Annotated in this window: 11 protein-coding genes; 7 read left to right on the forward strand and 4 right to left on the reverse strand. The window is 63.8% G+C overall.

The features are described 5' to 3' along the window. Positions 1-139: 139 nt before the first annotated feature. Positions 140-1489, reverse strand: a complete 1350-nt coding sequence (locus tag AC0V7N_RS04690; protein ID WP_475455141.1) for a putative bifunctional diguanylate cyclase/phosphodiesterase — start codon at positions 1487-1489, stop codon at positions 140-142. Positions 1490-1641: 152 nt separating this feature from the next. Beyond that, the gene (locus tag AC0V7N_RS04695; RefSeq protein ID WP_475455143.1) at positions 1642-3438 is read right to left on the reverse strand and encodes a GtrA family protein; all 1797 of its coding nucleotides are present in this window, start codon (positions 3436-3438) and stop codon (positions 1642-1644) included. A 164-nt stretch (positions 3439-3602) separates the two neighbouring features. Between AC0V7N_RS04695 and AC0V7N_RS04700 the strand changes: the two genes are divergently transcribed. The 4 genes from AC0V7N_RS04700 to AC0V7N_RS04715 all read left to right on the forward strand — a co-directional run bounded on the left by AC0V7N_RS04700 (position 3603) and on the right by AC0V7N_RS04715 (position 7692). Beyond that, complete coding sequence (locus AC0V7N_RS04700; RefSeq protein WP_475455145.1) at positions 3603-4592, forward strand: glycosyltransferase; 990 nt, start codon at positions 3603-3605, stop codon at positions 4590-4592. Positions 4593-4595: 3 nt separating this feature from the next. Then, positions 4596-4970 (forward strand): GtrA family protein, encoded by a 375-nt coding sequence (locus AC0V7N_RS04705; protein WP_475455147.1) that lies wholly within the window; start codon positions 4596-4598, stop codon positions 4968-4970. Between the two features lie 71 nt (positions 4971-5041). Continuing rightward, positions 5042-5986 (forward strand): glutathione synthase, encoded by a 945-nt coding sequence (gene gshB, locus AC0V7N_RS04710; RefSeq protein WP_475455149.1) that lies wholly within the window; start codon positions 5042-5044, stop codon positions 5984-5986. Between the two features lie 173 nt (positions 5987-6159). Further along, positions 6160-7692, forward strand: a complete 1533-nt coding sequence (locus tag AC0V7N_RS04715; RefSeq protein ID WP_475455151.1) for a YifB family Mg chelatase-like AAA ATPase — start codon at positions 6160-6162, stop codon at positions 7690-7692. A 222-nt stretch (positions 7693-7914) separates the two neighbouring features. Here AC0V7N_RS04715 and AC0V7N_RS04720 read toward each other — a convergent pair whose 3' ends face one another. Then, entirely contained in the window at positions 7915-8706 is a 792-nt protein-coding gene (locus AC0V7N_RS04720) for a GNAT family protein (RefSeq protein WP_475455153.1), read from the reverse strand. Between the two features lie 632 nt (positions 8707-9338). Next, positions 9339-10175: a hypothetical protein gene (locus tag AC0V7N_RS04725; protein ID WP_475455155.1), complete on the reverse strand. Its 837-nt coding sequence runs from the start codon at positions 10173-10175 to the stop codon at positions 9339-9341. Between the two features lie 411 nt (positions 10176-10586). Here AC0V7N_RS04725 and efeU point away from each other — a divergent pair, with 411 nt between their 5' ends. The 3 genes from efeU to efeB are packed head-to-tail and all read left to right on the forward strand — an operon-like array spanning position 10587 to position 13896. Then, entirely contained in the window at positions 10587-11432 is an 846-nt protein-coding gene (gene efeU / locus AC0V7N_RS04730; protein WP_475455157.1) for an iron uptake transporter permease EfeU, read from the forward strand. Next, entirely contained in the window at positions 11429-12601 is a 1173-nt protein-coding gene (gene efeO / locus AC0V7N_RS04735) for an iron uptake system protein EfeO (protein ID WP_475455159.1), read from the forward strand. The genes efeU and efeO overlap by 4 nt, the downstream gene beginning before the upstream one ends. Further along, entirely contained in the window at positions 12598-13896 is a 1299-nt protein-coding gene (gene efeB, locus AC0V7N_RS04740) for an iron uptake transporter deferrochelatase/peroxidase subunit (protein ID WP_475455161.1), read from the forward strand. The genes efeO and efeB overlap by 4 nt, the downstream gene beginning before the upstream one ends. Positions 13897-13910 lie beyond the last annotated feature (14 nt).

The following is a 13910-nucleotide window of genomic DNA, read 5'->3' on the forward strand; positions in this document are numbered from 1 at the left end:
GCTTAACCGGCGCGCATCCTAGCCACGCAAGTCGCGCGGGCAAGGGCGAAAAGGTGGATTTGCGGGCTTATGTCAGACAAAACGACAATGCGCCGCACGCGGCGCAAAGTCGCGATGGTGGTTGCGCAGGGATCGCCGGTCAGATCGCCTTGGCGCGCAAGGCGCCACGGAAGGAATCGCGGAGATAGCCGAGCGTGGCATCGGCATCGACCGGCTTGCCGAACAGATAACCCTGCCCGCCGGCGCAGCCGAACTGGACGAGGCGATCGGCCTGCGCTTCTTCTTCGATGCCTTCGGCGACCACGTCCATGCCCAAACCTTCGCACATTGCGAGAATGGCGCGGATGATGTGTTCGGACGGCCGGTCGTCGAGGATGGAGGAGACGAAGGCGCGGTCGATCTTGAGCTTGTCGAAGTGGAATTCGCGCAAACGGCCGAGCGAGGACTGGCCGGTGCCGAAATCGTCGAGCGAGACGCGGATGCCGACGCGGCGCAGATCGTCGACGATTTGCGCCGCCGAGGCCGGATCGTTCATCAGGCCGGTCTCGGTGATCTCGATCTCCAGCCGGCGCGGGTCGAAGCCGGTGCGGTCGAGGATCGCCAATATATGCAGGCCGGTGTTCTGGTCGACGAGTTGCGAGGGCGACAGGTTGAAGGACAGGAACAGGTCCTTCGGCCAGCTCCTGGCCGCCTCGGTCGCCTTGCGCAGCACCAGCTGCGACAGCGGGCCGATAATGCCGCGCTCCTCGGCGATGGGAATGAAGACGGTCGGCGGCACCGCGCCGAGGTCGCGATCGGTCCAGCGCGCCAGCGTCTCGAAGCCGATGGTGCGGCGGGTGTTGAGGTCGACGATGGGCTGGAAATGCGGCTCGACCTCGCCGGCGGAAACCGCGCGGCGGAGCGCCTGCTCGATGCGGGTGACGCGCTTGGCCGCCTCTTCCATTTCGCGGGTGTAGACGACGACGCGGCCGCGGCCGGACCTCTTGGCGTGGTAGAGCGCGGTTTCGGCCTTGTTGATGAGGATTTCGGTGGTCTCGTCGCCGGAATAGAACAGCGAGCAGCCGACCGAGGCCGAGAGCCTGGCGGTGCGTTCGCCGACATCGTAGGGCGCCGACAGGATCTCGATCAGCATGCGGGATTTTTCGGCCGCCGCCTCCTCGGAGAACACCAGCGGATAGAGGAAGGCGAATTCGTCGGCGCCGATGCGGCAGACCGTCGAATGGCCGTCCATCGAGGCGCGCAGCCGCATCGCGACCTGGATCAGGATATCGTCGCCGGCCTTGTGGCCGAACAGATCGTTGATCGGCTTGAAGCCGTCAAGGTCGAGAATGCCGACGGTAAAAGGCGCGGGATCGTCGGCACGATCGCTGATCAGGCGATCGACCTTGTCGAAGAAGCGGCGATGGTTGCCAAGCCCGGTCAACGGATCGGTGAATGCCAGATCCGTGCTTTCCCTGTTTGCCTGACCGGTGCCAAACGAAGTTTGCATCGGTGTCCCTGTTTGCGACGTCGGATTTCTTTCCAGACTGGCAGCAAACCCTTTAGGAAACGTATCCCCAAATCGATTATTCGCGGGTAAAATACATTGCCTCTGGGAAGGTCGATGCAACCGGGGTCAACCCCTTGTTTTCAGACCGATCTTCAGCCGTTTGACTTGACGCGATAGAGCTCGAGCGGGGTGCCGCGCGTCTCCGCCACCGGCTCCAGCCAGTCCGGCACGCTGCCGCGCATCAGCCCGGCCAGGAAACCGTCCGGCGCCTTGGCGGCGAACAGCCGGCTTTCCGTGTTGCCGCGGCAGAGCGCGACAAGGCCGACATGGTGGCTTTCGGCGATTGTTTTGGCGTCGCTGGCAGAGCCCAGCAAGGCGTCGAACACCAGCAGGTTCCCGGCGACGTTGCGGTGGTAGGGCCCGGCGAACACGCGATGCCCGGTGAAGGCGAGGATCGGCGAGCCGAGATTGGAGATGGCAAGCACCGTGGTGGGGGCCATCGCGCCAAGTGCGGCGAACGATGCCTTGCTGTTGCAAGGTGCGTCGATGTTGGCGTCCTGGACAGGTGCGCCGGTTTCGAAAGCGTTCGATGCGGCCTCTCCGGCCCCCGACCAGATTGCATTGACCGAGATCAGCCAGGCCGCGGCCATCCTGAGAACCGAGCCGCTGGACGGGCTGGCCTCGGCCCGCTGCCGCCATTTGGCGATCCAGGCCGAAAGCGGGATCACCGCGAAGGCGATGGAAAAGGTCGAGCCGCGCACTTCCCAGGCGCTGACCAGGACCGCCACCACCAGCAGCGCGCCGACGAGGCTGTCCTGCCGCCGCCAGCCGCCATGGCTGAAACGAAGCGCCATCAGGACGATCGCCACCAGCGGCGTGGCAAAACGGGCCACCGCCCTTGCAGGGTCATCGGAGACGAGCTGGACGATCGACTGCGCCTCCTCAATATAGCCGAGCCACATCTGCTGCAGGCGCGGGTCGAGGTGAGCATAAGGCGCCGCCAGGCATTGCGGGAACAGGAGCACCACGACGAGCGCGAGAGCGACGGCAAGCAGGCCAAGCGCCATCAGGCGCCGGGTGGCCGTTGCGTTGGCGACCCTCAAGGAGGCGACAACCGCCAGTCCGGCGCCGGCAAGCCCGGTGACGGCGAACTGCACGATCGAGAATGTGTCGCACTGGGCCTGGCCCCAGGATGACATCGGAATTGTCGTGACGAAGACGAGCGCCGAGACGCCGGCGACGCCGAGGCCGAAATCCCTGGCGATCAGCCTTTCGTCGTCACCCCTCGCGAGAAACAGCAGCGCGACGACGGCGCCGAGGGCTCCGGCATAGGGAGCGCTTTCCATGCCGATGGCCAGGGTCAGCGTGGCGCAGATGCCCGCGACAAAGGCAGCCGGCCGGCGTGCGGGCGCATCGAGCAGCAGAGCCAGGCTCGCCAGCGTCAGCATCAGCTGGACATTGTGATGATCGAGCGCACCGGGAGAAAAAATGCCGATGTAATACAGGGCCGCGCCGCCAACGACGGCAGCGGGCAGCACCGCGTGCGCACCCGCGAAAGCGCGCGCGCCACGGATGATGAAGAAGACAGCAAGCCAGAATTGCAGCGCGGGCCAGAGTATTTGTACGATTTGTTCGGCCGAGGCCGTGCTGCCCGTCACGGTTGATACGGCACGGATGGCAAGCGCCAGCGGCGCGTCGAGCAGCCGCGACCAGTGCATGACGAAGCCGCCCTCCAGCCCCATCCGGTACTGATGCAGGTCGAACCAGCCCTGGCCGCCTATGAGGTCGCGGACTTCGACCAGTTGCAGCAGGCTGTCATTGTCGCCCGCCGGATTGGCCAGTTGCGGGAACCCGGCATGGGCATTCAGCGCCAGCAGCAGCAAGGCGGCAAGCAGCGCAAACGCGATATCGGACCTCCAGGTGGAAGTCCCGTCCCTTGCTGTGCTCATCCCCGGGCGCCCTTGGCGGGAATGCCGGGCCTCTCCAGGCCAATCGACACTCATGAAGTCGGTTCTAAACCTAGCCTTAACGGCTTCAATAAATAGTAAAACCGCCTGAACGAGGCCGGTTTCCGGCGCGCGACCGTGTGGTCGATAGGCTTTCGGAGACGAAAATGCCGCAAGACCCTGTCATCGCCGTGCTGCTGCCTTGCTACAATGAAGAGCTGACCATCGCCGAGGTGGTGCGGCGGTTCCGCGAAACGCTGCCGGCCGCCACCATCTATGTCTATGACAACAATTCGAAGGACCTGACGCCGCTTCGCGCCCGCGCGGCCGGCGCCATCGTGGTGCGCGAGCCGCGCCAGGGCAAAGGCAATGTGGTGCGGCGCATGTTCGCCGACATCGATGCCGACATCTATCTGATGGCCGATGGCGACGGCACCTATGCGCCCGAGGACGCGCCGCAGCTGATCAACACGCTTTTGACCGAACGCTCGGACATGGTGGTGGGCACCAGACGCGGCGTCACCGACGATGCCGGCCGGGCCGGCCATGCTTTCGGCAACCGCGTCTTCAACAGCCTCTACAAATGGCTGTTCGGCAGCGATTTCACCGACATCTTCTCCGGCTACCGCGTCTTCACCAGGCGCTTCGTCAAGAGCTTTCCCGCCGTCTCCGGTGGCTTCGAGATCGAGACCGAAATGTCAGTGCACGCCTCGCAGCTCAAACTGCCGGTCAGTGAAATCGCGCTCGACTATGGCCGCCGGCCGGAAGGCTCGTCGTCGAAACTGTCGACCTTCCGCGATGGCGCGAAAATTCTCTGGATGTTCGCCATGCTGATGAAAGAGACGCAACCACTGCGCTTTTTCGGAGCCTTTTCGCTGTTCTTCCTGGCCTCCAGCCTGTTGCTGATGGCGCCGGTTCTGGTCGAGTTCGCCGAAACCGGGCTCGTGCCGCGCATGCCGACCTGGGTGCTGTCGGTCGGCCTGCTGCTGCTGTCGATGCTGGCGGCCGTGACAGGACTGATTCTTGATTCCGTGTCGCGCGGCCGCGCCGAACAGAAGCGTATCTTTTATCTCTCGATGCCTTCGGGCCGGGTCGAGCGGCGCGCCAGCGAAGTGGTGGTGAAACCGCAACCGGGCAAGACCCCGCGCGCGGCCTGAACGATGCAACGCCTCGTCCGCTTCGTCTTCGCCGGCGGCATCGGTTTCGTCGCTGATGCGGCAGCACTCTGGCTGCTGCTCGCCATCACGCCGCTCGGGCCGTTCACCGCCCGTGTGCTGTCGATCGGCTTCGCCCTCTGCGTCACCTGGCAGCTCAACCGGCATCTGACCTTCTCGCCCTCGCGCCGCGGCGTGGCCAGGGAAGGCGCCCGCTATGGCGGCGTCGGCATCGCCACCAGCGTCGTCAACTACCTCGTCTATTCCACGACCCTGCTCGCGCTGCCGGCGACCCCACCGCTGGTGGCCCTCGCCGTCGCCTCGCTGGTCGCCATGGCGCTGTCCTTCCTCGGTTACTCCAGGCTGGTCTTCGACCGTTAAAGCTCTGGCCCGATTGGCAGAAGGCGCGGCGACCCTTATATCGCTCTCGTCGACTGCGCTGGGGACCTGCCATGAAGCTGAAAATCGCCGTCCAGATGGACCATATCTCCACCGTGTCGATCGCTGGCGACACCTCGTTCGCGCTGTCGCTGGAAGCGCAGCGGCGCGGCCATCAATTGTTCCACTACACGCCCGACCGGCTGTCGCTGCGCGACGGCAAGGTGTTCGCCCGCATCGAGGAGATGCAGGTGCGCGACGAGAAGGGCAATCATTATTCGCTGGGCGAGAAGGTGCGCACCGACCTGTCCGAAATGGACGTCATCCTGCTGCGCCAGGATCCGCCCTTCGACATGAACTACATCACCACCACCCACATCCTCGAGCGCATTCATCCCAAAACGCTGGTGGTCAATGACCCGGCCTGGGTGCGCAACAGCCCGGAAAAGATTTTCGTCACCGAGTTTTCCGACCTGATGCCTGACACGCTGATCACCAAGGATCCGCTCGAGGTTGCCGCCTTCCGCAAGGAATTCGGCGACATCATCGTCAAGCCGCTCTACGGCAATGGCGGCGCCGGCGTCTTCCATCTGCTGGAAGGCGACCGCAACCTCGCCTCGCTGCTCGAAATGTTCGGCCAGCTGTCCCGCGAGCCCTATATCGTGCAGCGCTACCTGAAGGACGTGCGCAAGGGCGACAAGCGCATCATCCTGATCGACGGCGAGCCGGTCGGCGCCATCAACCGCGTGCCGGCCGAGCACGATTCCCGCTCCAACATGCATGTCGGCGGCCGCGCCGAAAAGACCGAGCTGACCGAACGCGAGCGCGAGATCTGCGCCCGCATCGGGCCGTCGCTGAAGGAACGCGGCTTCATCCTGGTCGGCATCGACGTCATCGGCGACTACATGACCGAGATCAACGTGACCTCGCCGACCGGCGTGCGCGAAGTGCAGCGTTTTGGTGGAGCCGATATCGCCAGCCTGTTCTGGGACGCGGTCGAAGGCAAGCGGCGCAAGTAAGCCGTTTTCATTTCGTATTAACCATGTTCCGCTTTTGCAACCGGGCTCAATCCGGCTGCAACCCTTGCGATTGCCTGTTCCCGTAATGTTCTTGATTTGACCGGGGAATTGTGATCGTCTCTTGCGCGGGCCAATCTTGGCCAATCGCGTGGGTTGCGGTCCGGGGGCAATAAATGGTGGCGCGGGTTCGCACGGTCGCTTTCCAGGGCATCGAGGCAGTGCCGGTCGACGTGCAGGTGATGATCGCGCCCGGCAAGGTCAACATGCATATTGTCGGCCTGGCCGACAAGGCGGTGGCCGAGAGCCGCGAGCGCGTGCAGGCGGCCCTTCATGCGTCCGGCCTGTCGATGCCGTCGAAGAAGGTGACGGTCAATCTGGCGCCCGCCGACTTGCCCAAGGAAGGCAGCCATTACGATCTGCCGATCGCGCTTGGCCTGATGGCAGCGCTGGGTGCCATTCCGGGCGACATGCTGGCCGGCTATGTCGTGCTTGGCGAACTCTCGCTCGATGGCACGATTGCGGCCGTTGCCGGTGCCTTGCCGGCGGCGATCGGCGCCAATGCCGAGGGCAAGGGCCTGATCTGCCCGTTCGCCTGCGGCCCGGAGGCAGCCTGGGCCGGCAAGGATTTCGACATATTGGCGCCGCGCAGCCTGATTGCCATCGCCAACCATTTCCGCGGCACTCAGGTGCTGTCGCGGCCGGAGGCCGGCATCCATGCCGCGGCGCGCGACTTGCCCGACCTTGCCGACATCAAGGGCCAGGAGACCGCCAAGCGGGCGCTGGAAGTGGCGGCGGCCGGCGGCCACAATCTGCTGATGGTCGGGCCGCCAGGGTCGGGAAAATCGATGCTGGCGCAGCGGCTGCCGTCGATCCTGCCGCCGCTGGCGCCGAAGGAATTGCTCGAAGTCTCGATGATCGCCTCGGTGGCGGGCGAGCTCGGCGAAGGCAAGCTGACCGACCGGCGGCCGTTCCGCGCGCCGCATCATTCGGCCTCGATGGCGGCGATGGTCGGGGGCGGGCTGCGCGCGCGGCCGGGCGAAGTGTCGATGGCGCATCACGGCGTGCTGTTCCTCGATGAGTTTCCCGAATTCACGCCGCAGACGCTCGATGCGCTGCGCCAGCCGCTGGAGACCGGCGACTGCATGATCGCGCGCGCCAACCATCGCGTCACCTATCCGGCGCGCATCCAGCTGGTGGCGGCGATGAACCCGTGCCGCTGCGGCATGGCGGGCGAGCCGGGCTATCGCTGCCTGCGCGGCGAGCGCTGCCGCACCGACTACCAGGCGCGCATTTCCGGTCCGCTGCTCGACCGCATCGATCTCAGGATCGAAGTGCCGGCGGTCTCGGCCAGCGACCTGATCCGCCCCGACCGGGCGGAGAAAAGTGCCGCGGTCGCTCTGCGCGTGGCCCGCGCCCGCACCATCCAGCGCGAGCGTTTCGAGCGGCTCGGCGTGACCAGCGCCACCACCAACGCCCATTGCGCGCCGGCTGTCATCGAAGACATCGCCATGCCCGATGCCGCTGGCCTGTCGCTGCTCAAGGACGCCAGCGAAAAGCTCGCCTTTTCCGCTCGCGCCTACCACCGCGTGCTGAAAGTGGCGCGCACGCTGGCCGATCTCGACGCCAGCGAAACCGTCGGCCGCATCCATCTCGCCGAGGCGATCTCCTATCGCATGAGCTCGGAGCGCGTGGCGCAGGCGGCTTGAAGGGCCGAAAGCGGCCTGGGCTGGCACCGATTTCGACATTCCGGCGCCGCGCGGCCAGATAGCCATCGCCAATCACTTGCGCGGCACCCAGGTGCCGTCGCGCCCCGAAGCCGGCATCCACGCCCCGGCGCGCGACCTCGCCGAGGCCAGGAGACCGCCGAAAGGTGACGGCCCTGAGAGATCGCAACGCGACTTTCCCCATTTTCGGCAAGCCGAACACTGTCACCGCGTGAACTTTTCAGCCCCGATCGAAGCAAGCCCGCTCTTTAGATAGGGGTGTAGGGTCAGCCCGCATGCTTCGACCATCCGTCTCGATGGAACATTGGTTGCGGCGACCTGTTCGTAAAAGACGGTCGCCGCGAATTGCTCGAATGCCGTGACGGCGGCGCAGGCATTGATATAGCTGCCAAGCGACTTGCCCCTGTGGGCCGGCGAGACCCCGGCCAGTCCGCCCCAAGCGTAGGTGCGGAACGGACTAAAGGAATTGTGTGGCATATAGACAAACGACGTCGCGACGAGGTCCCCGTGTCCGTCGACAAGCGCCAAAGTTCGCCCGTTGACCGTTTCGCCTGCGAGGGTCGACCGTGAGAACGGCGCCAAGCCGTTCTCGGCAAGAAAGACCTGCACGCGCTCAAGGCAAGCCTCTGCCGGGTTGCCTGACAGATCAATGTGAAAGAACCCCTGGGGCGGGCCTTGCGCAACGATCCGTTTCGACACACCCAGAGCGTCATCGGCGGAGCCCATGAACGTATCCCACCAATCCAGGCGATGTCCCCGGGCCGCCAAATGAGCGGACACCGCCGACGTGCGGTCTTCATGCACGAGGCGAAAACCGAAGCCTCCGTCCGCCTCCAGCATTGCGATACAAGCCTCAAGCCCGACACGATCGACGTCGTCCGTGGAGACCATTCGGCCGGCATTGCAGAGCCCGGGAGTGTTGACGACCGTGCTGGCAAGCTCATCGGCTCGTCGCTGCAGGCGCTGCTGGAGTTCGGTCCCGAAATATCCCCTCACGGATGTCCCTCAACCTGCGGCCCGGCACCCAAGGCAAAATTAGCATGAGCGATTATAAATAGAAGCGTGCCTTCTGCCGCAAGTGCGACCATGCTGGCCTGATGGACACGGTCGTGCCGTCATCAACGTGACCGGCGTTGGTGCGGGCTTCGCCCGCTACGCAGCTCGAACCTGCGGTCGTCCCGCTTTGAAAAGAGCATACGCACGCTCACCTAGCTCGACGCCAGCGAAACTGTCGGCCGCATCCATCTGGCCAAGGCGATCTCTTATCGCATGAGTCGGAGCGGATAGCGCAGGCGGTCTGAAGTCGGCTTCCGTACCGGGAGCACGGCGTTGCAGTCCCCTACCGACAGACATTGCCTACGGCACTATCATCTCGCCTCTTCAGATGTCGATATGATATTTTTCTATCGCGTTGGCAAAACGTGTTAGAGCCGCCCGCAAATTGGGATTCACGCTGCTCTTAAGCACCGACTGGCAGTCCGTATTGTATTTTCTTGCGACGTCATTCCACTCGCACCTTATGAAGTAGAGTGGGTCGTTACTTGCGGAATACCAGTACTTCGGACGTGAGTTTTTGACAGCCATGTCACCCTCCCTCAAGATAATTACAAATTGAATACCTCAGCGAGCTATAGACCGCTTCTGTCTATAGCCGCGCCAATCTGTGACGTCAGGAAAGCATCGGAAGCAGGTCCCACAAGCCGTTTCGTCTTTGGATCGATAGGCCCATATGTAATTAGAAGCTCATGAGTGCGGTCCCTGCTAGCGCTCAATAGCGAGCCGCTTTTGTTCACGTCGAGCCTCGACAATTTCCATGCCGGACTCAGGTCGCCACCTGATACGACTTCGAACTTCACGTGATCGGTAAACGCCTCACCCTTGAGGGGACCCTTGTCATCGGTCGGCACATTTCCTGCGCCGCTTGCGACGACCAGAGAGTAATTTACAAGCCAGTCCTTGAGACCAAGGTCGTCCCGTATCAAAAATGATTGCGCTTTGTACTTCAGTTCCGATACCGGCTGGCAAGGTGGAGCCGCCTCAAGCTCCCTGACGGTATAGAAGAAATTCATCTTGGACTGCCGCGTCGCGGTTGAAGACAGCTTCGCGCTAGCCCCCAGCGTAAAGACTGAGCTTAGCGGACTGGGCACTGCCCAGGAAAGATTGGGATTCGACGACGTGCTCTCCTCGACCGTCAGGGTCAGGGAATACTGAACTCCCCAGCCATCAAACCATGCAACGTTTCTGTAGCCGTGATTTCTCGCTGCCGCCTCACGATCTTGATTGATAAGATACTGAACAGCACCTTGGATTTGACATCGAACGCTCTCGGCGATTGCTCTAACTAAAAGCTCCCCATCATTGGCAGAGCCAGGAAATTCTTGATATCCTGGGACATATGTCCCGCAACCATTTATGAACAATGTTGAAGCAATAGATGTACACAGTAATGCCCGACGCAATAGCATCGCCACCCCCTCAAAATGCTTTCCCCGGCCGGCATGCTATGTACCTAATTTTTAATTACGCAATGGTTTCACAATAAGTTGATCAGAGTTGCTTCTGAGGGGTTTTGGTGCGGCCGCTTCCTAGGCTGTCACCACGAAGCGCCCGCCCAGGGCGATGCCGTGGCAGCAGCGAGCGCGTAACCAGCGCTCGACAATGCGCATGCGGCGAGCGATCGGGTCGAGAATGCTGGCCGCCGGTGCCATCACGCCGACATCTCATTGATGTGATCGCGCCACCCTTGTGCAGCGCGAGCGGTCAAGAATAAAAGCTGACCACCCTGCACAAGTTTTCGGCCTGACTCCTGAAAGGCCGCCAACCTCAGCAGGTGCAGCCTCCAAAAAGGCCTCCTCGTCGGCGCGGCTGGACACACAATGCTGGTACCGTTCCTGATCATGTTTCGCGAGGGTGTCGAGGCCGCTCTCATCGTCGGTATCATCGCCAGCTATCTCAACCGCACTGGCCGTGGCGCCTGGATGCCGGTGGTGTGGATCGGTATTTTCCTGGCGCTCGCTTTTTCGCTCGGCGTCGGCGCCATCCTGCAATTTGCCAGCGTCGAGTTTCCGCAGAAAGCGCAGGAGTTGTTCGAGGCCGTCATCGGGCTGGTCGCCGTCTGTGTGCTGACCTCGATGGTGTTCTGGATGCGCAAGGCGGCGCGCGCGATCAAGGCGGAGCTGCACAATTCCATCGACGCGGCCTTCGAGACGCCGTCACACAAGGGCTTCGGCCTGATCGTCATGGTCTTCCTGGCCGTGGCGCGCGAAGGTGTGGAGTCCGTGTTCTTCCTGCTCGCCGCCTTCCAGCAGGAAAACAGTTTTGCACCGCTGGCAGCCCTTGCCGGCGTGCTGCTGGCGGGCGTTGTCGGCTACGGCATCTATGCCGGCAGCGTGCGGCTGAACTTCCGGCGCTTCTTCCGCTGGACCGGTGCTTTCATCCTGATCGTCGCCGCCGGCCTGCTCGCCAATTCGGTCAACGCGTTGCATGAGGCCGGCCTGTGGAACCATGGGCAGCGGATAGTCTTCGACATCAGCGGCGTGCTGCCTATGGACAGCCCGCTGGGCTCGGTGCTTTCAGGCATTTTTGGCTATATCGACGCGCCAACGGTCAGCGAAATCGTCGTCTATATCGGCTTCCTCCTGCCGTCGCTGTGGCTCTTCCTGGCCGACAGGCCGGGCCTGCAGACGGCAGCGGCCGCCAAGCAGGGACGGCCCGCGACATGACCGCGCCGCAATCCCCCGCGCTGCCGCGCACGGCAATCCGCATCGGCCTGGCGCTCTCCCTGGTGTTGCTGATCGCTGCCGCGGCCGCCTTCACCTATGCGACGCGGGTCGCGCAGAAGGGACGCCATGACGCGGCGGCTGGAACGAAGGTGGCGATCACTGAAAAGTCCTGCGAGCCTGACGAGCTGACCGTTGCTGCCGGACGGCCTGTCTTCCAGATCGAAAACCGCTCCGACCGCGCCGTCGAGTGGGAGATCCTCGACGGCGTGATGGTGCTCGAGGAGCGCGAGAACATCGCACCGGGCTTCACCCAGACGCTGGCCAGCAGGCTCGAACCCGGCGACTACGCCATCACCTGCGGCCTGCTCTCGAATCCGCGCGGCCGGCTGCATGTCCTGCCCGCCGCCAATGCCGGCGCGGTGCAGAAACCCGACCTAGCCGCCTTCATCGGCGCGCTCGCCGAATACAAGGTGTTTTTGGCGACCGAGACCGACGCCTTCGCCCAGGCGGCCGACGCCTTTGCCGGCGCGGTGAGATCGGGCGATCTGGCGGCGGCCAAGGCGCTCTATCCGCCGGCCGAGACCGCCTATGCGCATCTGGGGCCGGTGTCGCCGCTGTTTTCCGACCTCGATACAGCGATCGACGGGCGCGCCGAGGCGTTCGGCCTGCGCGAAGCCGATCCGGCTTTCGGCGGCCTGCATCGCCTCGAATACGGGCTGTTCAGCCAGGGCAGCACGGATGGCCTCGCCCCCCTCGCCGACAAGCTCGTGAGTGACGCGGCACTGCTCAAGGCGCGCATCCACGAATTGCGCATCATGCCGGAGAGCATGGTCAGCGGATCGGTTGCCATGCTGGAGCGGTTTGCGGCTCCGGAACCCGGCTTCGGCGATAGCCCCTACGCGCATGGCGACCTCACCTCCTTCGAGGCAGCGGAGACGGGCGTCCGCAAGGTATTCGACCTTTTGCGACCGGTAGCAGTCAAGACCGCGCCTGACATCGTCGCGTCGCTCGACAAGGATTTTGCCGTGCTCGGCGACCTGATCGCCGTGCGCCGCGCTGAAGCCTCCGACGCGCTGTCCAATGCCACCAAGGCCGAGCTCGGCAAGGCGGCAACCGTACTCGCCGGCGACCTCTCCCGATTGCGTGAAACCATGGACCTCAGCCAATGACAGCCAGGGAAAAACCCCGTGACCCGAATGCGGCTTTCTCCCCCTCGCGCCGCTCGGTGCTGATCGGTGCGGTTGCCGGGGCGATCGCCCCTCAAGCAGCGGTGGCGGCCGGCGCCGGCAGCGTGACCAATGCGCCGGAAAGCGACACGATCGACCAGCGGCAGGCTTTCCATGGCGAGCACCAGCCGGGCATCGTCACGCCGCGACCGGCCGCCGGCCTGGTCGCTTCCTTCGACGTGCTTGCCCAGAACCGTGCCGGGCTGCAGCGGCTGCTGCATACGCTGACCGAGCGCATCGCCTTCCTGATGGAAGGCGGAACGCCGCCCGTGCTCGACCCGAAATTTCCCGCCGCCGATTCCGGCATTCTCGGTCCTGTCGTCACCCCGGACAATCTGACGATCACGACGTCGCTCGGCGCGTCGATGTTCGATGAGCGCTTCGGCCTGCAAGCGCTGAAACCGAGGCATCTCGTCCAGATGACGTCGTTCTCCAACGACGCCCTGCAGGATGAGTTCTGCCATGGCGACCTGTTGCTGCAGTTCTCGTCGAACACGCCCGACACCAACATCCACGCGCTGCGCGATATCGTGAAGAACACGCCGGACTCATTGCTCCTGCGCTGGAAGCAGGAAGGCTCGGTGCCGGTGCGGCCGGTGAATCCGGGAAAGCCGAAGCAAAGCGCGCGCAACTTCCTCGGTTTTCGCGACGGTTCGGCCAATCCGGATTCCAGCGACGCCGCGCTGATGAACAGAATAGTCTGGGTGCAGCCGAACGGCGGCGAGCCCGCCTGGACGTCAGGCGGCACCTATCAGGTGGTGCGGCTGATCCGCAATTTCGTCGAGCGCTGGGACCGCACGCCGCTGCAGGAACAGCAGATGATCATCGGCCGCCAGAAAGCGAGCGGCGTGCCCCTCGAGGGTGGCACAAGCGAGGCCGATGTGCCGCACTATGCCAACGATCCGCAGGGCAAGACCACGCCGCTCGACGCGCATATCCGGCTTGCCAATCCACGCGACGCCGAGGCGCAAAAACACCTGATCCTGCGGCGGCCCTTCAACTATTCGAACGGCGTCAGCAAATCCAACCAGATGGATATGGGCCTGCTGTTCATCTGCTACCAGGCCGACCTCGAACAGGGTTTTGTCGCCATCCAGACCCGCCTCAGCGGCGAGGCGCTCGAGGAATACATCAAGCCCTTTGGCGGCGGCTATTTCTTCGCCCTGCCGGGCGTGAAGGACGACCAGGACTACCTCGGCCGCTCCCTGCTCGAAATGGCCGCCGGGACACATGCCTGAACTCCGAACCAGCT

The organism is Mesorhizobium kamtschaticum (assembly GCF_056174585.1).